Raw genomic sequence first — 18,559 nt, 5'->3', positions numbered from 1 at the left:
CACCCTGAAGAACACCCAGGGTGCCCTCGTCATGACGTTCAACGGCAAGCTGCGCCTGGCGGCGGTGTTCACGGCGCTGGATGCACGAGGGCACGCGCGTTTCACCGGTCGGCAACATCTCCTGAACCTCGACCAGCGCTTCGACATCGAGCGCGAAGGCGCCGCGTACGCGACCATGCGGCGGGGAATGGGTTGGGCCGATCCGGCTCATGGGCTCGCAGGACTTCCGCGACGTCGTCACGTGCCGCAACGGCGACGCCCTGGCGACCACTGGCTACGCGCACACCGTCGACCTCGTCGACCCCGACGAGGGGGCGTTCCTGATGACCGTCGTGATGGCGGTGGCCCGCCTGAACAAGCCGCCGAGCGGCGCTTCCGCGGACTGACGGACCGCACGCCAGACGGGCTCGCGATGCGGCTCGCACCACAAGGGACGGCGGTGCACTCAATCCACCCAGGTCTGAAACAGCTCGAACCCCGTCGGCCCGTTGCCGACGTTCTTCACGAGCACGACGACGTGCGTCTTGGTCGCTGCGTCGTTCGGGTCGGTGTGGAACACGCGAACGCCCCTCACCTCGACGGCCCCTGACGACGACCCATGCTGACCGGGCATGTGGGGCGGATCCGGAAACGCGAAGTAATGCAGCATCGTGTGCGACGGGGGGTTGTTCCACCGAAACTCGACCGTGGCGCCAGGGGCCACGGTGTCCACTTTCCCGATGCTCGCCGTGTGCAGAGCCATCACATCCTCCGAGTCCATGCGATTGGCGACGCGTCGAGGGCTCGCGCCGCAGTCAGTCTGTGAAGAGAGCGTCATCGTATGCCAACTGTCGGCCACATGGCGCCTGTGACTCCGCCAGCAGCCCGGGTGGTAACTTTCTGCAGGAGCACTCAGCGATGGCATTCGAGCGCAGGCCGCCGGCAGGTCGATCCCCGATGCGTCTACTTCTCCAGCACGCGGTCGTCGCCAGCTGTCTGGCCACGGCGTTGACGCCGCAGACAGGCGCGCAGTCACCGCCGACGGACCACCCGTGGTTCAACCCCGACCGACCCGTCGCCGAGCGCGTGTCGGCCCTGGTCGGCGCCATGACGCTCGACGAGAAGGTCGGGCAGATGATGGACCAGGCGCCGGCCATCGACCGTCTGGGGGTGCCCGCGTACGGCTGGTGGAACGAGGCGCTGCACGGCGTGGCCCGGGCGGGCGTCGCCACCGTGTTCCCGCAGGCGATTGGCCTGGCCGCGACCTTCGACGAGCCGCTGATGCACCGCGTGGCCACCGTCATCAGCGACGAGGCGCGCGCCAAGCACCACGAGTTCGTGCGGCAGGGCACGCGCGAGCGCTACCAGGGCCTGACCTTCTTCTCGCCCAACATCAACATCTTCCGGGACCCGCGCTGGGGCCGCGGCCACGAGACCTACGGCGAGGACCCGGTGCTGACGGGGCGCCTGGCCGTCGCCTTCATCCGCGGCATGCAGGGCGACGACCCGCGCTACCTCAAGACCATCACCACCGCGAAGCACTACGTCGTGCACAGTGGGCCGGAGGTCGATCGTCACACCTTCGATGCCCGTGTCAGTCCGCGTGATCTCGCCGAGACCTACCTGCCGCACTTCGAGCGCGCCATTCGTGATGGCGCGGTGCTGTCGGTGATGACGGCGTACAACGCCGTCGATGGCATCCCCGTGAGCGGCAGCCGCGCGCTCGTGGACGACCTGCTGCGGACCCGCTGGGGCTTCGACGGGTATGTCGTCACCGACTGCGGCGCCATCAACGACATGTGGAAGCGCCACAAGTATTCGGCCGATGCCGCCGTGGCGTCCGCGCAGGCGGTCAAGGCCGGCACCGATCTCGAGTGCGGCAACGACTTCCGTCGGCTCACCACGGCGGTGCAGCGTGGCCTCCTCACCGAGGCCGATCTCGACCGAGCGCTCACGCGCCTGTTCACGGCGCGCATGCGCCTCGGCCTGTTCGACCCTCCGGAGCGCGTGGCCTACGCGCGCATCCCGTACACCGTCAACGACACCACTGCGCACCGGACGTTGAATCGCGAGGTCGCGCGCACGTCGCTCGTGCTGCTCGAGAACGACGGCCTGCTGCCGTTGGCGCCGACGGTGAAGCGCCTGGCCGTGATCGGCCCGACGGCCGACGACCTCGATGCGCTGATCGGCAACTACAACGGGACGCCGTCGGCGCCGATCACCATCCTCCAGGGGCTGCGGCAGGCGGCCACCGCACGGGGCGTCGTGGTGACGAGCGCGCGGGGCAGCGACATCACGCGTGGCACACCCGAGGCGCGTCGAGAGGCCGTCGACGTCGCGCGCGCCAACGACGCGATCGTCATGGTCCTCGGTCTCACCGCCAGACAGGAGGGCGAGGAGGGGGAAGACAAGAGCAACCCCGGCGGGGATCGTCGCGCCATCGAGCTACCAGAGGCTCAGATGCAGCTCTTCGACGCGGTGGCTGCGCTCGGCAAGCCCATCGCCGTCGTGCTCACCGCGGGCAGCGCGCAGGCGATCCCGACCATCAAGGCGCGCGCGAACGCCATTCTCGTCGCCTGGTATCCAGGCGGCGAAGGCGGTGGCGCCGTGGCCGACGTCCTGTTCGGCGATGCCGACCCCGGCGGCCGGCTGCCCATCACGTTCTATGCGTCGACGGCCGACCTGCCGCCGTTCAGCGAGTACTCGATGCGTGAGCGCACGTACCGCTACTTCACGGGCCAGCCGCTCTGGCCGTTCGGGCACGGCCGCAGCTACACGACGTTCCGGTACGACGACCTGCGCGTCGAGCCAGCGGGGACGCCCGGCGCGCCACCCGTGGTGTCGCTGACGGTGACCAACACCGGCCGCCGTGCTGGTGACGACGTGGTGCTGGGATTCGTCGCACATGACGGTGCGGGCACCTCGGCGCCACGCCGGTCCCTGGCGGCGTTTCGTCGCGTCAGGCTCGAGGCCGGCGCCTCGACCCGCGTCAGTCTGCCGCTCGACCGCGAACCGCTGACGATCGTCGACGATCGGGGCATGCGGCACCCGGCGACCGGCCCCATCACCGTGACGGTCGGCACGCTCACGACCTCGCTGCCTCCCGCTGCGCGCTGACCGCGGCGGATCAGTCGTCGCCAGCCTCGGCCCCTGGCCGCGGGGCCGTCGTCAGGTCGGCCAGCACGGCGGCCAGTCGATCGAGATTCTCCTCGTTGGCCGGTTCGACGATGTGGCGGACGCGCGTGGCAACGCTGGCGTCCTCGAAGACCTGCACCCAGGTGAGCGCCGTCCCCTGGTCGCGCGGGGCCAGCGTCACCGTCAATACGAAGCGCGGTGACGACACGTGCTGCACGACGACCGACGATGACGGCTGCACGTCGAGGAACATGCTCTCGTTGTGATGGTGCGAGCCGTCCGGCCCGTGCATCACGAAGGTCCAGCGGCCACCGCCAGTCGTCGATCCCATCAGCCCGGGAGCTCCGCTTCGACCAGGAGAGCCAGCAACGCCAGCGATTCCTGCCAGCCGAGGCTGCAGGCGTCGGCGCGCTCGGGCGTGGCGCGCAGGACACGATGGAACTGGACGGTATGAGGCATGTGTTGGCTCCAGGACAGGCGGCGCAGCGCGCTCGCCGTGCGTTCGACCATTCGACCGCGTCACGTGCGCCGAATCATCGGTCTGACAATGCCGTTCCCGGGATCTCAGCCCAGTGCCGCGCCCGCCAACGCGTTGGAGGCGTCGCGCACCAGGCGTTCCAGCAGCGCCGGCGCCATGCCGGCGTGGCCGTCCTGTTCCAGATAGAGGCCGGCGAGCCCGTGAGGAATGGCCCACATCGCGAGCGCCGCCGGGTACGGGTCCGCGTCGTGCTGGCCCCGCGCCCGCCGCGCCTCGGTGGTCGCCGTGAGCAGGCGCTCGAACGCGCGGGTCGACAGCGCGTCGAAGTCGGCCGACCGCGTCGTCTCGACCAGCGACGGCCTGAACATGACCTGGAAGTAGTGCGGCGCATCGATGGCGAACCGCAGATAGGACACGCCGAGCTCGGCCAGGCGCTCGACCGGGTCGGCGGAGGCCTGCGCCAGCGCCGCGGCCTGATGCGCATCGAACCGGCGGAACCCCTCGTCGGCCACGCCTGCCAGCAAGGCGGCCTTGTCGGCGAAGTGGTGGTAGGGCGCGGCCTGCGACACGCCCGCGCGGCGAGCGACTTCCCGCAGCGTCACCGACGCGGGCCCCGACTCGGCGGCCATCTTCGCGGCGGCCTCGACGAGGGCGGTCCGGAGATCGCCATGGTGATACTGACGCTTGCTCGACCGGAGCGACGCCCGGGGACGCGTGGAGGACGGGGACGGTGGGGGTCGACGCGCGGGACGCTTCATCTTGACAGCGTCAAGTTTACCAGTGTACAAATCTGAACATCGTTAAGTTCGACGATCGACGGCACCATGACCCGAGAAAGCACCGATCACATGCCTCACCCCTTCCCGTCGCTCACGCGTCCCGCTCGCTGGCTGGTCGCCTTCGGCGCCGCCACGGCCGGCACTGCGGTGTTTCACGTCGGCGTCTGGCTCGTCGCCGGGATGCCGTCGCTCACCGGCCCAGTGACCTGGCGCAAGCCCATCGTCTTCGGCGCGTCGCTCGCCGTTCTGTCGTGGTCGCTCGCGTGGGTGCTGCGGCACCTGCCTGATGACCGCGGCATCCGGAGGCAGACCGCCGCGCTCATCGCCCTGCTTTCGGTGGAACTCCTGCTCATCGACCTGCAGCAGTGGCGGGGTGTGGGATCGCACTTCAACGTCGCTACGCCGATGGACAGCGCCATCTTCAACGCCATGGGGTTGCTCATCGTCGCTGCCGCGGCCATCCTCGCGTGGTGGACCGGGCGCCTGATGCGCCGGCCGCGCCGCGATCTGCCGGCTGAACAGCTCGCCGCCGCGCGCGCCGGCATGGTCCTGCTCGGCGTCGGCAATCTGATCGGCATCGGGCTCGCCTCGTGGGGCACGACGATGCTGGCGCTCACCGGCCACGTGCCGACGGCCATCGGGACTGCGGGTAACCCGAAGCTGACGCATGCCGTGGCGTTGCACGCCCTGCAGGTCCTGCCACTGATGGCCTTGTGGCTGGCTCCGATTGCCGGTGACGCGCGCCGCCTGGCGGCGATGCATCGGGCGATCGCCGGGTATGTGCTCGTGCTGTCGTGGGCGCTGTGGCAGGCGGGCGCTGGTCGGGCCCCCTCGGACGTCACCGGGCTGTCGGGCCTCGTCGCGGCCACCGGCGTGCTCCTGCTGGCCTGGCCGATCGCCACCGCTGCGCTGGCACGCGTGACGTCCGCCCCGCCACGGCCCTCGCGCGCCTGACATGGCGCCCGAGGGCCCGGCCGACCATCACCAACCGCTCGTGCCGGGGGCGCCCTTGAAGGGGCCGACCACGTCGGGGGTGACCCAGCCGCCGTAGAATCCGCCCCCCTGCGGCTGCACCCGGACGTCGTCCACGACACACTCTGTTGGCGCTCACGTAAGACCGCGTAGATCTGGACGGCTGTCGGCCCGGGGGCGTGGGGTGGTCGGTGCAGAGGGGTGGTGTTGCCCTGGGCCGTCACGCACGGGTCGACGGGGCTGGGGCGCCGCAGGCGCCCCAGACGGGTCGAGCCGTGTGTGACGGCGGCCGAGCTGAGGTAGGGTGACGCGCGAGAGCTGCGCAGGTGAGGACCCAGAGTTGGCGCTCCGGGTCCTCGGGGGACTGACGCGGCGCAGCGACGAGCCGGGCAATCCCACGACATTCTGGCACGGGCCGCTGCGCATGAGCGTCAGCCGGGGACGCGCAGCGCGGCGACCCGGTGGACGCGCTTCGTCTTCGCTCGTGCCGTGCCTGTGCGGCTCCCTTCACGATCTGTCGCGCCTGCGATCGCGGGCACGCCTACTGCTCGCCGCGCTGCCGGCGCCGCGCCCGCCACCAGTCGGTGCAGGCCGCGCGACGTCGCCATCAGCAGAGTCCCGAGGGGCGCCTCGATCATCGCGACCGGCAGCGCGCGTATCGCCGACGTCGGCGCGTGATGGATCAGGGTTCCGCACCGGCCCCCCCACCGGCGACACTCCGCGCCGACACGTCGACGGTCGGACCGACCGTGCCGCTGGTCGGGACGTTGCGATGTATGGTCTGTAGCCGCGAGAGCGCGTGGCTCCTTCCACCGCGCTGGTCCGACCGTCGCGTGTCCCTGGAGACACGCCATGGTTCCTCCCGAGCAGCGCGCCGAGATCCGGCGCCTCTTCTACGCTGAGCACTGGCCGGTCGGCACCATTGCCGCCCAGCTCGGCGTGCACCACGCCACCGTCACCGCCGCCATCAATCGCGACACCGTGCTCACGCGCGGCGGGCGCTGTCGGGCGACGACCCTCGACCCGTATCTGCCGTTCGTGCGCGACACGCTCGCGCAGTATCCGCGGCTGCGGGCGACCCGCCTGCACGAGATGCTGCGCCTGCGCGGCTATCCCGGGTCCGCGGTGCAGCTGCGCCGCGCCGTGCGCCACCTGCGCCCCGCATCGGCGCAGGCCGCGTACCTGCGGTTGCCGACCTTACCGGGCGAGACCGCGCAGGTGGACTGGGGCAGCTTCGGGCGCATCCGCATCGGGCGCGGCGAGCGCCCGCTCTCGGGCTTCGTCCTGGTGCTCGGGTACTCGCGCGCGATCCACGCCGTGTTCACGCTCGACCAGACGCTGGAGAGCTTCCTGCGCGGCCACGTCGAGGCCATCCACACCATGGGCGGCTGTGCGCGGACGCTGGTCTACGACAATCTCAAGAGCGCGGTGCTGGATCGCCAGGGCAGCGCGATTCACTTTCATCCGCGCCTGCTGGAGTTGGCCGGGCACTATCACTTCGCGCCCCGCCCCTGTGCGCCGGCGCGCGCGCACGAAAAGGGCAAGGTCGAGCGGCAGATCCAGTACCTGCGCCACGCCTTCTTTGCGGCGCGCCCGTTCCGCGACCTCGACGACCTGCACGCGCAGTTCGCCCACTGGCGCGACACGGTGGCGCACCAGCGGCGCCATCCCGAGCAGCGCGATCAAACGGTGGCCGCCGTGTTCGCGGAGGAGCAGCGCGTCCTCCTCCCGGTGCCCGCGCACCCCTTCGAGACCACGCTGGTCCGCCCCGCGCGCTCGGGCAAGCAGCCGTATCTGACGTTCGACCGCAATCAGTACTCGCTGCCGCACACGCTCGTCCGGCGCCCCGTCACGCTGCTGGCCGATGCGACGACCGTGCGGATTCTCGATGGGCCGACCGAGGTCGCGCGTCATGCCCGCAGTTACGACACCGGCATCGTGATTGAGGACGCGGCTCATCTCGCCGCGCTCGTCGAGGCCAAAGCCACCGCCCGACCGATCACCGCGCGGGAGCGCTTGCGCCAGGCGGTGCCCGCGCTCGACGCGCTGTTCACGCAGTGGGCCACGCATGGGGATGCCGGCGTGGCGCAGGTCCGTCGACTCCTCGATCTGCTGGACGACTACGGCGCCGCCGCCCTGGCCGCCGCCGTCGACGAGGCTGCGGCGCGCGAGGCGCCGAGCGCCGCGACCATCGCCTACCTGCTCGAGCAGCAGCGCCGCAAGCGCGGGCTCAAGCCCGTCGTCCCGCTCGTGTTGCCCAATCACCCCGGCGTCCAGGACCTCGAGGTCCCGGCGCATGCCCTGGAGTCCTACGATGCCCTCAGCCCCGACCGCCCCCGCGACCCTGAGTAGTCACCTCCGCCGCCTCGGCCTCGTGCGCGCCGCCGCCGATCTCAATGACCTGCTCGCGCGCGCCGCCAAAGATCGCTGGACACCGCTGGCGTTGCTCGAGGCGCTCGCGGCCGCCGAGCTCGAGGACCGCACGCATCGCAGTCTCGAGCGTCGCTTCAAGCGCGCCCGCCTCGGCCGCTTCAAGCCGATCGCCGACTTCGAATGGGACTGGCCCAAGGCGATCGATCGCGCCCTGGTCGAGCGCCTGCTGCGCCTCGACTTCCTGCCCGATGCCGAGAATGTCGTCCTGGTCGGCGCGCAGGGCCTCGGCAAGACGCTCATCGCCAAGAATCTCGTCCACCAGGCGATCCTGCAGGGGCACTCGGCGTTGTTCACCACGGCGGCCGATCTCCTGCTCGATCTCAATGGCCAGGACACCGCGCGGGGCCTCGAGCGCCGCTTGCGCCACTACACGCGCCCGCACGTGTTGGCCATCGACGAGATTGGCTATCTCGCGTACGACGCGCACGCCGCCGACCTGCTGTTCCAGATCGTCACGCGCCGCTACGAGCAGAAGTCGATCGTCCTCACGACCAATCTCGCGTTCCGTGACTGGCACACGATCTTCCCCAACGCCTCGTGCGCGGTCGGCCTCATCGATCGCCTCACGCACCACGCCGCCATCGTCAAGATCACCGGCGACAGCTATCGGCTCCGTGAAGCCGAGCGCGCCCAGAAGTCACGCCGCGCCTCAGCCTGACGCCTCAGACCACGGCGGCCCGCCCAGCGGGTCGCCGAGTTCGGTTCAGATTCCCGCACTTCTCGGCGAGCGCCAACACACACTCGAGGCGTCCCGGGTAGAACGAGAGATGGCCGCGGATCATCTCGAACGCCGGACGGGGGTCATCGTAGGACCAGCCCACGGCGTCGAGCGTGACCGACCCGATCGAGACCGTCCAGTACCGGGCCGTGCCCTTCCACTCACAACTCGAGGCCCCAGGCGCCGGCCGCAGGCAATCGAGGTCGATGTCTGCCCGCGGAATGTAGAAGGTCGGCGGACTCGCCGTCTCCAGCACGCGACACGCGTGGCGGGTCCGCGCCACCTCGACATGGCCGACCCGCACCACGACCTCTCGTCGGTCGTGTTCGATGCGGGGAGGTCGTGGGTAGTCCCAGACGGATTCCTGTCCGGGGCCTGGCGTGTCCGCGAACGGCGGCCGCTGCTGCCCGTAGTAGCGCCAGCCCAGCGCGTCTCGCGCTGCCCGCCTCGACGATGACGATGTGTCCACGCCTGCAAGGACGAATCTGGGCGCGGTGAGGATTCGGGATTCGGTCGCTGCTATGATCCTGTCTGTTCATGGACAGCATCCTGTCAGTGGGCTCGCTCGCCACCATCCGACGCGATCGCGGCTGGTCGCAGGAGGCCCTCGCCTCTCGCAGCGGTGTCTCCCGCGCCGAGGTCAGTGCGATCGAGACCGGGCGCGTCGTGCCGTCGGTGACGGTGGCCCTGCGCCTCGCGGCCGCACTGGGGTCCCGGGTCGAGGATCTCTTCGTCCCTGCCTCGGGGGCGGCCCCGGTCCCCTGGGCCTGGGCGCCCGACGACGACCATGACGGCCGCGTGTGGCGCGCCAGCGTCCATGGGCGTACGCTCGCCTATCCGACCGAACTGACGGCCGCGGGCGTGCTGCCGCACGACGCGTGGTTCGACGGCCAGCAACAGCACCCGCGGCCCGGCGCCACACCGGACACCACGCTCGTCATCGCCGGTTGTGACCCGCTGGTGGGCCTGCTCGTCCGCGAACTCGCCGCCCTCCATCGTGTGCGCGTGCTTCCGCTGCTCCGTTCGAGTGCGCAGGCGATCGAGTTGCTGCGGCAGGGCCGCGTCCACGTCGCGGGCCTGCACATGACGGATGCGGCCGGCCGGTCCACCAACGCCGAGGTGGTGCGCGCCCGCCTCGGCCCTGGCTACCGCTTGCTGCATCAGGTGCGATGGGAGACCGGCGTGGCTACCCTCGCGGCCCGACGTGAGCGCACCGTCTCGGCGCTGCTGAAGGCCAACGTCCGCTGGGTGAACAGGGAAGAGGGGTCGGCGGCGAGAGACACCCTCGACACGCTCATCGGCACTCGTCGCCGTCCGTCGGGGTATCACCATGTCGTGCGAGATCACCGTGCGGTCGCCACGACGGTGTCGAGCGGGTGGGCCGAGGCCGGCGTGTGCGTGCGGCCCGCAGCCGCGGAAGCGCACCTCTCTTTCATCGCCGTCCACAGGGAAGCCTACGAGCTCTGCGTGCCCGACGCGCTGGTGGACGACCCACGCGTGATCGCGCTCATGACCGCGCTCCGTTCGCTCACGTATCGGCAACTGCTCGCCGATGTGCCGGGCTGCGACAGCACACACAGCGGCGACAGCCGGTCGGTGGCCTGACGTGCACGGTCGCCTGAAGACAACAGTCGTCATCGTCTGGCTCTGGATGGGGTGCGTGGCGACGCCGGCGGCGCAGAGCCCACGCCCTCGCGTGGCCGCGGCCGCCAACCTGCAGGTCGCGCTGACCGAGATCGCCGACCGCTTCGCCCGTGATCGCGGCGTGACGGTGGATCTCGTCTTCGGCGCCTCCGGGACGCTCACGCGCCAGATCCGCGATGGCGCCCCCTTCGACGTGTTCCTCTCGGCGGACGAGGCCTTCCCGGCCCAACTCAGCGCGGCCGGTCTGACGCGAGACGCGGGCGTCGTCTACGCGTCCGGCCGACTCGTGCTCTTCGCGCCGCACGGGTCGCCGTTGACCGTCGACGCTCGCCTCGAGGGCCTTGCCGCACTCGCTGCCCGCGGTCGCGCGTGGCGCCTCGCCATCGCCAACCCCGACGTCGCCCCCTACGGCAAGGCCGCCGAGGCCGTGCTCCGCACGCGCGGTCTGTGGGAGGCGGTCCAGCCCCGCCTCGTCCGCGGTGACACGATCGGTCAGGCGGCGCAGTTCGCCATCTCGGGCAACGCCGTCGGCGGGCTGCTCGCGTACTCTCTCGTGCTCGCGCCCGGCGTTGTCAGCCGGGGAACCTACGCGGTGATCGATGCCGCCGACCATCCGCCGTTGTCGCAGCGGATGGTGCTGCTCAAGCGGGCGAGTCCGGCGGCCGCGCAGTTCTACGCGTACCTGCAGGGCGAGGACGCACGCGCCCTGTTCCGCCGGCACGGCTACGGAGCGCCGCAGTAACGTGGACTGGACCGCACTGGGCGTCTCGTTGCGGCTGGGCGTCGGCACGGTCGCGATCCTGTTGCCGTTCGGCATCTGGCTCGGGCGTCTGCTCGCGGTGCGCCAGTTCCGCGGCAAGGTCCTGGTCGAGGCCCTCGTCACCGTCCCGCTGGTGCTACCGCCGACGGTCCTCGGCTTCTATCTGCTCGTGACGTTCGGCGCGCGGTCGCCCCTCGGGCAGGCCTTCCAGGCGATCGCGGGTCAGACGCTGCCGTTCTCGTTCGAGGGCCTGTTGCTGGCCTCCGCCATCGCCAACATCCCGTTCGTGGTGCAACCCATCCAGCGCGGGTTCGAGGCAATTCCTGGCGACATCCGCGATGCCGCGTCCTGCTGCGGCCTGACGCCGTGGCAGTGCTTCCGTCGCATCGAACTGCCGCTCGCCTGGCCGAGCCTGCTGACGGCCGCGATGCTGACCTTCGCCCACACGCTCGGCGAGTTCGGCGTCGTGCTGATGGTCGGTGGCAACCTGCCCGGCGAGACCCGCACGATGAGCGTGGCCATCTACGATCGGATGCAAGCCTTCGACGACCGGAGCGCCGGACTCATGGCCGCGACGCTGCTGCTCGTCGCCGTCGTCACGCTGATGACGACGACGATGCTGTCGCGACAGGTGAGGCGTCGCCGTGACTGAGCGGCAACTCACGGTGTCGCTGCAGCAGGCCGCACCCATCCCCCTCGACGTGGCGTTCACGTGTGAGCCCGGCCAGGTGCTGGCGATTTTCGGCGCCTCTGGCAGTGGCAAGACGACCATCCTGCGCTCGATCGCCGGGCTCCATCATCCGGCCCGGGCCCAGGTACGGGTGGGGCATCAGATCTGGTGCGATACCGACACCGGCGTGTGCCTCCCGCCGCATCGTCGTGCGGTCGGGCTCGTGTTCCAGGAGTACGCCCTGTTCCCCCACCTCACGGCCCTGGGCAACGTGATGGCGGCAAGCGGACATCGGCCACGATCGGAACGACGTGCGCACGCCGAGGCGCTGCTCGAGCGCGTGCACCTGACCTCGCTCGCCTCGCGGCGGCCGCAGGAACTGTCGGGCGGCGAGCGGCAGCGGGTGGCCCTCGCGCGTGCCCTGGCGCGCGAACCCGCCGTGATGCTGCTCGATGAGCCGTTTGCCGCGGTCGACCGCGGCGTCCGTCGCCGCCTGCAGGACGAGGTGGCAGCGCTGCGACGGGCGACCACCGTGCCGCTCATCCTGGTCACCCACGATGTCGACGATGTCGTGCGCCTGGCTTCGCATGTCCTCGTCCTGGAACGGGGCCGGGTTCTGGCGATGGATTCCGTGGAGCGCCTCACGAGCCGCCCGGATCTGTCGTTCCTGCGGGAGGCGTTCGGCCTCGGCAGCGTGTTCGACGCCGTCGTCGCCGATGTCGACACGGAGCGGCGTCTGCTCGCGCTGACGTTCGATGGCGGGCGCCTGCTGACCCCGCTGCGCGACAGCACACCGGGCACGCGCGTCAGGGTGCGCGTGCCGGCACGCGAAGTGATCCTCGCGTCGGCGCCGCCGGACGGCCTCAGCCTGCACAACGTGCTGGCCGGAACGGTGGCGGCGATGCACGAGGAGACGACGACCGGTCAGGTGGTCGTGCAGGTCGCCGTCGGCCGGCTGTTCCTGCTGGCGGAGGTCACCCGGGATGCCGTCCAGCGCCTCGCCCTGGCGCCGGGGCGACCCGTCCACGCGCTGATCAAGTCGGTGTCGATCGATGCCCACCGCACCGTCGACGGTGAACCGTGAGCCCCCGCGTGCGTTGGCGTGATCAGGCGAACCGGTTGAAGAACCATCCCTTCACCAGCTCGGTCACCGCGAGATACGCGGCCGTAATTCCGAGCAGCGTGAGCAGGAACGGCAGGGGCATCGGCACGAGGCCGAACAGCGCCCCAGCGGCACTGTAGGGCAACGCGATCGTCGCGGCTGCCACGACGAGCGTGGCGGCCAGCAACACGCCGCCGGGTCGACTGTGGAGGATCGGGCCTCGCGTTCTGACGACGAGGACGATGAACAGCTCCGTCATGAGCGACTCGACGAACCAGCCCGTCTGGAACTGCGCCTCGGTGGCACGCAGCCAGTGCAGCAGCGCTGCGAACGTGGCGAGGTCGAACACCGAGCTGACCAGGCCGAAGACAATCATGAAGTTGCGGATGACGGCGATGTTCCAGCGGTGCGGGCGATCGAGGTGCTCCCGGTCCACGCTGTCGGTCGCGATGGCCATCGACGGCACGTCCGACAGGAAGTTGTTGAGCAGGATCTGCTTGGGGAGCAACGGCAGGAAGGGCAGGAACAGCGACGCGCCGGCCATGCTGATCATGTTGCCGAAGTTGGCGCTGCTGGTGATGTACACGTACTTGAGGGTGTTGGCGAACGTCTGTCGCCCGAGGCGGACGCCCTGGGCGAGCACGGCCAGGTCGCGCTTCAGCAGGACGATGTCTGCCGCTTCCTTCGCCACGTCGACGCCGCCCTCCACGGAGATGCCGACGTCGGCGGCATGCAGTGCGCTGGCGTCGTTGATGCCGTCCCCGAGGTAGCCCACCACCTCGCCGGCCCGCCGAAGGGCCGTCAGGATGCGCTCCTTCTGGTTGGGCTCGGCCTCCGCGAAGATGTCGACCTCGCGCACGCGTGCCAGCAGCGCGGTGTCGCTGAGACCACGCAGCTCCTCTCCCGTGAGCACGGTGGGGCGCGTCAGTCCCATGAGCCGTGCCATCCGTCCGGCCGCCAGGCGGTTGTCGCCCGTGATGATCTTCAGCGCGACCCCGAGCTGGCGGAGTGCCTCGATGGCCTGGAGCGCCCCGGCCTTCGGCGCATCCTCGAACAGCAGGAAGCCGATGAACGTCATGCCACATTCATCGGCCTTGTCGATGATCGGGTCGCCGGTCACGTCGCGGACCGCGACACCCAGCACTCGATAGCCCTCGGCACTGTACGCCTCGAAGCGCGCCTGAATCGCGGGCCGCATCTCCTCCAGTGGCCGCGTGCGCGTCTCCGGTGGCCCTGTCGTCACCTCGACATCCACACACGCCGCGAGGACGTTGGCGAGGGCGCCCTTCGTGATCATCGTGTGGGCCCGGGTGCCCTCGGCTGTCGACGTCTGCTCCACGACCACGCTCAGTCGCTTGCGCAGGAAGTCGTACGGTACCTCGTCCACCTTGGCGTACGTCGGGAGATCGGGGCACGGCAACAGGCGCAGCGCCTCGTCGATGGGATTGGCGAACCCCGATTCGAAGCGGGCGTTCAACTCGGCGAACAGCCGCACCCGCGCACTGGCGTGGCCCTCCGCGTCGGTGGCGTCGTGCAGCGTCGCGACCCCTTCGGTCAGGGTGCCGGTCTTGTCGGAGCAGAGCACGGTCATGCTGCCGAAGTCCTCGATCGAGTTGAGGCGTCGGACGATGACATGCGAGGCCGCCATCTGCTGCGCGCCACGGGCCAGCGTGATGCTGACGATGGCGGGGAGGAGTTCCGGTGTCAGGCCGACGGCCAGCGCCAGCGCGAACAGGAACGAAGTCACCACCGGCCGGTCCAGAAACACGTTGATGGCGAAGATGGTGATCACCAGCAGCAGGGTGATCTGCATCAGCAGGCTGCCGAAACGGCGCAGGCCGACCTCGAACTCCGTCTCCGGCGGGCGCATGCGCAATCGCTGCGCGATCTCGCCGAAGACCGTGGCGGCGCCCGTCTGCACGACCACCGCGAGTCCCGTGCCGCTGACCACGTGGGCGCCCTGGAACAGCACGTTGGTCCGGCGGGCCAGCGGCGTGTCCGGCGGCAGGTCGCCAGCGCTCTTTTCGGCAGGGTAGGTTTCGCCGGTGAGCGTCGATTCGTCGACGAACAGGTCGGTCGACTGGATGATGCGACAGTCGGCCGGCACGGCGGCGCCGGCCGACAGCACGATGATGTCGCCGGGCACCAGGCTGTCGTGCGTCACCTCGACTTCGTGCCCGTCACGCCTGACGGTGACCCTGGTCTGGATGACCGCCAGCAGCCTGGCGACCGCCTTGCTCGCCCGGTGCTCCTGCCAGAAGCCGAGGAGGGCGCTGCCGGCGACGACGACGAGCACGATCACGCCATCGGTCGTCTCACCGAGAAACAGCGACAGCGTCATCGCGAAGAGCAGCAGGAGGACGAGCGGACTGCGGAACTGGTCGAGCAGCAGACGCCATGGCGGGCGGCCGCGCGAGACGCCGGCGCGGTTGGCACCGGACGTCGCGAGGCGCCGATCCGCCTCCGCACTCGACAGCCCCTCTGGTCGAGCGGAGAGCCCGGCGAGCAGTGTCTCGAGCGGACCTGACCAGAAGGTCACGCCCCAGCATACGTCGACCGCCGTACCAGCCAGGCCACGACGGCCGAACCGCACAAAGCCGCGCTCGCCGGTTCCGGCACATTCGGGTCCGGGTCGCCGTCCGGACCTGACTGGCCGAAGCGGATGTTGTCGATGCCGATGTTGTCCTGCAGCGCGCCGTCCAGATTGGCGTAGTCGATCATGATCTGCAGGGCGTTGGCCTCGAGCGGCGTGGCAAAGGCGAAGGTCGTCCGCCCTGGCCCCCCTGGCGCCCCGTGGACGAGCACGTCGGTCTGTTCGAACAGCAGTTGAGTCGCGCCGATGACCCGGACGGCGGCGATGACGTAGTCCGTGGTGGGCCATCCGGCGAGGTCGAAGCCGTACAGCCGCACGTTCACGCCCGCGTCACCCGTCAGGCGGATGTTGAGGCTCTGCGACCGCTGGTCGCCGAAGTACACGTTCTCCAGGTCGCCATAGCCGTCCTCCCACAGCGCGCTCGCCGGGGCGCCGTTGCTCGCCGTGGCACCGAAGTACTCCGCCAGGATGCCGGGCGTGAAGCCCTCGCCGCCATTGCCATACGTGAAGGTGCCGCCGCTCACGGGCATCGTGCTCGCGGTGACCCGGTCGCCGTAGTCCTGCTCCACCTCGTTGCCACTGATCGTGGGCACCACCTGCCCGCCGAGCCGGATCTGGTCGAACGTGAGGATGGTCGCAGCTGCCTGGGAGGGCAGCCCGGCCGTGACGGCCAGCACCAGCAGTGCGGCCGAGAGGGGTTTCGTCGTTGTGTTGTGAAAGCGCGTCATGGGATCTCCTTGCCTGCCAGGCTCAGCCGTCGGCGTCTGGCGTCAGGAGTCATCGCGCCGAACGTCGGCGAAACACGACACGTGCGGCAGATCGCCGCGATGACGATGCTCGACATTCAGGCTTCCTCTTCGGTCACGGTGTGGCTCGCACGCCTCAGTGGCGGCGATGCCGACGCGCTCGATCACGTCGTGCCGCTCCTGTATCGCGAACTGCGGCGCGTGGCGCGGCGGCAGCTGTCGGGCGAGGCCGGCGGGTTCACGCTGTCGGCGACGGTGCTGGTGCACGAGACCTACCTGCGTCTCGTGCAGCAACGACAGCTCGTGGCGACCGACCGCCAGCAGTTCCTCGCGATCGCCGCGCAACTGATGCGCCGCGTCGTCGTGGACCATGCGCGGCGCCGCAATCGCGTCAAGCGGGGCCGAGAGGTGCAGGTGCCGATGCCGGACGAGGCGATCGTGCCGTGTCGACATCCAGGCGGTGACGTCGAGGAGTGGCTCGCCCTGGACCAGTTGCTCGGGCGGCTCGAGACCCTCGACGCGCGCGCCGCCCGCATCGTCGAGTACCGGATCTTCGCGGGGCTGACCGAGCCGGAGATCGCCCAGGTGTTGGGACTGTCGACCCGCTCGGTGCAACGGACGTGGGCGATGGCCCGGGCGTGGCTGCGTGCCGAGATGGCCAGGGGGCGGGCTACGGCGCCACCCGGAGCGCGGGCGACCGAGGCGGAGGTCTCATGAACGACGTTGCGCACTGGCGACAGCTCGAGGAGCTCTTCGCGCGTCTGCGACCGTTGACCCGGCGTCGTCGGGCCCGCGCGCTGGACGCGGCGTGCGTCGACCGGCCCCACGTGCGCGAGGAACTCGAGCGCCTCCTGGCAGCCGATCGAGACAGTCAGGCGCTCGCCATCGAGCGCTTCGCGGACGATCGCGAGGCGGCGGCGACGGGGCCTGGGACCCGCCTGGGTGCCTGGCGAACGGTCGAGGTGATCGGCGCTGGCGGCATGGGCGTCGTCTGGCTCGGCGAGCGAGCCGATGGGGCGTACGAGCAGCGCGTCGCGATCAAGATCGCCCGACCCGGCATGAGCGATCCCGCGCCGAGTTTCGAGGACGAGCATCGCCTGCTGGCGCGTCTCGCCCATCCCAGCATCGCGCGCCTGCTCGATGCCGGCCGCACCGCAGCGGACGAGCCATATCTGGTGATGGATCTCGTGGACGGCGAGCCAATCACGGCGTGGTGCGACCAGCAGCGGTTGGACGTGCGGCGGCGACTGGCGCTGTTCATCGCGGTGTGCGAGGCCGTGCAGCACGCGCATCAGGCGCTCGTCGTGCACGGTGACCTGAAGCCGTCGAACATCCTGGTGACACGGGACGGCCATCCGCGCCTGGTGGATTTCGGCATCGCACGGCTGCTGCGGCCAGGCGCGGACGGATCCCCGGGATCGGCCCGTCCGGTCGGCGCCACGCCCTCGCATGCGGCACCGGAGCAGGTGCGCGGCGAGTCCATCACCATGGCGGCGGACGTCTTCGCGCTCGGCATGCTGCTACGCGAGCTGCTCACCGGCATCCGTCCTGATGACGAGAGTGCGCCGCTCGCCGCTGACCACTGGCAGGACGCGGCTACCGCCCGATCGACCCGTCCACGCGCGCTCTTCAGGATGCTGCGCGGCGATCTCGAAGCCATCGTCCTGCGCGCGACGCAGGACACCGCCGAGCGTCGCTACGCCACGGTCGACGCGCTGTCGCGAGACCTCCAGCGCCATCTCGGCGGGTTTCCCGTCGAGGCACGTCCGCGCTCGCGTCGCGGCCGCCTCGGGGCGTTCGTGGGGCGCCATCGCCTGGCCGTCGCGTCCGGCGGCGTCGTGCTCCTGCTGCTCGCGACCCTGGCGACGCTCGGCGTCACCCACGTGCGTGCGCTCACGGCGGAGCGGGAGCGCGTGCGTCTCGAGCGCGATCGCGCGACGTCGGTCGTGCAGTTGCTGGTGAACCTGTTCGAGTCCGCCAACCCGGAAGTCGTACCCGGTGGGGATCGGCAGACCGTCGGCGAGTTCCTCGCGCGCGCCGAAACGCGGATGACCGGGGCGCTCGCGGACCAGCCCGGCGTGCAGGCCCAGCTGCACCATGCGCTCGGGCGGGTGCATGCCGCGCGGAGCGACAATGCGCGGGCTCGAGCCCTGCTGACGTCTGCCGTGCGCCTCCATCGCGAGAGCGCGGGGCCGGACGCCATCGACACCATCGGGGCGCAGCTCGATCTGGCGGAGCTGCTCGCCTGGATGCACGAGCGCGACGATGCCCGGGCCCTGGCCGAGGACGCCGACGCCCGCCTGCAGCGCCACCATGGGCAGGACCACGCCTTGCGCGCGACGGCCCTGCAGATTCGCGCCAGTGTGACCGCCGATTCGTCGTCGGCCCGCACCCAGCTCGCGCAGGCGGTCGCGATTGCCCGGCGCCGGCTGGCGCCCGAGGACCCGCGCCGCATCCGTCTCGCCAGCGCGGACGGCGTCGCCCTGCTGCGCGCGGGTCGCCTGGACGAGGCCGAGGCGCGCTTCGACGAGGCGCTGACGGCGGCGCACG

The 18,559-nt window shown here is 70.6% G+C and carries 19 protein-coding genes; 11 read left to right on the top strand and 8 right to left on the bottom strand.

Annotation, left to right across the window (positions count from 1 at the left end):
* A partial coding sequence (locus Q0C41_RS00645) for a hypothetical protein (RefSeq protein ID WP_291980500.1) occupies positions 1-211 on the bottom strand: 211 nt, incomplete at its 3' end.
* Here Q0C41_RS00645 and Q0C41_RS00640 point away from each other — a divergent pair.
* Positions 210-386: a hypothetical protein gene (locus tag Q0C41_RS00640; protein WP_291980499.1), complete on the top strand. Its 177-nt coding sequence runs from the start codon at positions 210-212 to the stop codon at positions 384-386. The two genes, Q0C41_RS00645 and Q0C41_RS00640, sit on opposite strands and share 2 nt — an antisense overlap.
* Before the next feature lie 59 nt (positions 387-445).
* Here Q0C41_RS00640 and Q0C41_RS00635 read toward each other — a convergent pair whose 3' ends face one another.
* The gene (locus Q0C41_RS00635; protein ID WP_291980498.1) at positions 446-742 is read right to left on the bottom strand and encodes a hypothetical protein; all 297 of its coding nucleotides are present in this window, start codon (positions 740-742) and stop codon (positions 446-448) included.
* A 194-nt stretch (positions 743-936) separates the two neighbouring features.
* On the opposite strand from Q0C41_RS00635, the gene Q0C41_RS00630 reads away from it, so the two are divergent.
* Positions 937-3,096, top strand: coding sequence for a glycoside hydrolase family 3 C-terminal domain-containing protein (locus Q0C41_RS00630; protein WP_291980496.1), 2,160 nt, complete (start codon positions 937-939; stop codon positions 3,094-3,096).
* 10 nt (positions 3,097-3,106) lie between these two features.
* On the opposite strand, the gene Q0C41_RS00625 is transcribed toward Q0C41_RS00630, so the two are convergent.
* The 3 genes from Q0C41_RS00625 to Q0C41_RS00615 form a co-directional block, all read right to left on the bottom strand.
* A complete protein-coding gene (locus Q0C41_RS00625) occupies positions 3,107-3,445 on the bottom strand; it encodes an SRPBCC domain-containing protein (RefSeq protein WP_291980495.1) in 339 nt (112 codons plus the stop codon).
* Positions 3,445-3,573 (bottom strand): hypothetical protein, encoded by a 129-nt coding sequence (locus tag Q0C41_RS00620; RefSeq protein ID WP_291980494.1) that lies wholly within the window; start codon positions 3,571-3,573, stop codon positions 3,445-3,447. The genes Q0C41_RS00625 and Q0C41_RS00620 overlap by 1 nt, the downstream gene beginning before the upstream one ends.
* 105 nt (positions 3,574-3,678) lie before the next feature.
* A complete protein-coding gene (locus Q0C41_RS00615; protein ID WP_291980493.1) occupies positions 3,679-4,350 on the bottom strand; it encodes a TetR/AcrR family transcriptional regulator in 672 nt (223 codons plus the stop codon).
* Between the two features lie 90 nt (positions 4,351-4,440).
* Here Q0C41_RS00615 and Q0C41_RS00610 point away from each other — a divergent pair, with 90 nt between their 5' ends.
* The 3 genes from Q0C41_RS00610 to istB all read left to right on the top strand — a co-directional run bounded on the left by Q0C41_RS00610 (position 4,441) and on the right by istB (position 8,434).
* Positions 4,441-5,325 (top strand): hypothetical protein, encoded by an 885-nt coding sequence (locus Q0C41_RS00610; protein ID WP_291980492.1) that lies wholly within the window; start codon positions 4,441-4,443, stop codon positions 5,323-5,325.
* An 870-nt stretch (positions 5,326-6,195) separates the two neighbouring features.
* On the top strand, positions 6,196-7,695 hold the full coding sequence (gene istA, locus Q0C41_RS00605) for an IS21 family transposase (RefSeq protein WP_291980491.1): 1,500 nt from the start codon (positions 6,196-6,198) through the stop codon (positions 7,693-7,695).
* Complete coding sequence (istB, locus tag Q0C41_RS00600; RefSeq protein ID WP_291980490.1) at positions 7,658-8,434, top strand: IS21-like element helper ATPase IstB; 777 nt, start codon at positions 7,658-7,660, stop codon at positions 8,432-8,434. Before istA ends, istB begins: the two co-directional genes overlap by 38 nt.
* Positions 8,435-8,438: 4 nt before the next feature.
* Here the strand turns inward: istB and Q0C41_RS00595 are convergent, their stop codons facing one another.
* Complete coding sequence (locus Q0C41_RS00595) at positions 8,439-8,963, bottom strand: DUF427 domain-containing protein (protein WP_291980489.1); 525 nt, start codon at positions 8,961-8,963, stop codon at positions 8,439-8,441.
* Between the two features lie 68 nt (positions 8,964-9,031).
* On the opposite strand from Q0C41_RS00595, the gene Q0C41_RS00590 reads away from it, so the two are divergent.
* Genes Q0C41_RS00590 through modC form a run of 4 tightly spaced genes read left to right on the top strand, consistent with a single transcriptional unit; the run spans position 9,032 to position 12,652 of the window.
* On the top strand, positions 9,032-10,099 hold the full coding sequence (locus tag Q0C41_RS00590) for a substrate-binding domain-containing protein (protein WP_291980488.1): 1,068 nt from the start codon (positions 9,032-9,034) through the stop codon (positions 10,097-10,099).
* A 1-nt stretch (position 10,100) separates the two neighbouring features.
* Positions 10,101-10,880 (top strand): molybdate ABC transporter substrate-binding protein, encoded by a 780-nt coding sequence (gene modA, locus Q0C41_RS00585; RefSeq protein ID WP_291980487.1) that lies wholly within the window; start codon positions 10,101-10,103, stop codon positions 10,878-10,880.
* Between the two features lies 1 nt (position 10,881).
* On the top strand, positions 10,882-11,550 hold the full coding sequence (modB, locus tag Q0C41_RS00580) for a molybdate ABC transporter permease subunit (RefSeq protein WP_291980486.1): 669 nt from the start codon (positions 10,882-10,884) through the stop codon (positions 11,548-11,550).
* Positions 11,543-12,652 (top strand): molybdenum ABC transporter ATP-binding protein, encoded by a 1,110-nt coding sequence (gene modC / locus Q0C41_RS00575; protein ID WP_291980485.1) that lies wholly within the window; start codon positions 11,543-11,545, stop codon positions 12,650-12,652. The genes modB and modC overlap by 8 nt, the downstream gene beginning before the upstream one ends.
* Before the next feature lie 22 nt (positions 12,653-12,674).
* On the opposite strand, the gene mgtA is transcribed toward modC, so the two are convergent.
* Entirely contained in the window at positions 12,675-15,209 is a 2,535-nt protein-coding gene (gene mgtA / locus Q0C41_RS00570) for a magnesium-translocating P-type ATPase (RefSeq protein WP_291980484.1), read from the bottom strand.
* Positions 15,206-15,991 (bottom strand): hypothetical protein, encoded by a 786-nt coding sequence (locus Q0C41_RS00565; protein ID WP_291980483.1) that lies wholly within the window; start codon positions 15,989-15,991, stop codon positions 15,206-15,208. The genes mgtA and Q0C41_RS00565 overlap by 4 nt, the downstream gene beginning before the upstream one ends.
* Before the next feature lie 99 nt (positions 15,992-16,090).
* Between Q0C41_RS00565 and Q0C41_RS00560 the strand changes: the two genes are divergently transcribed.
* A complete protein-coding gene (locus Q0C41_RS00560; protein ID WP_291980482.1) occupies positions 16,091-16,726 on the top strand; it encodes an ECF-type sigma factor in 636 nt (211 codons plus the stop codon).
* Positions 16,723-18,559 (top strand): serine/threonine-protein kinase (locus Q0C41_RS00555; RefSeq protein WP_291980481.1); only part of this gene is annotated, 1,837 nt, incomplete at its 3' end. The genes Q0C41_RS00560 and Q0C41_RS00555, both read left to right, overlap by 4 nt.

Origin of the sequence: Luteitalea sp., assembly GCF_022842525.1 — a bacterium.
Taxonomy (GTDB): domain Bacteria; phylum Acidobacteriota; class Vicinamibacteria; order Vicinamibacterales; family Vicinamibacteraceae; genus Luteitalea.
This window is presented reverse-complemented; position numbering and strand designations above follow the sequence as displayed.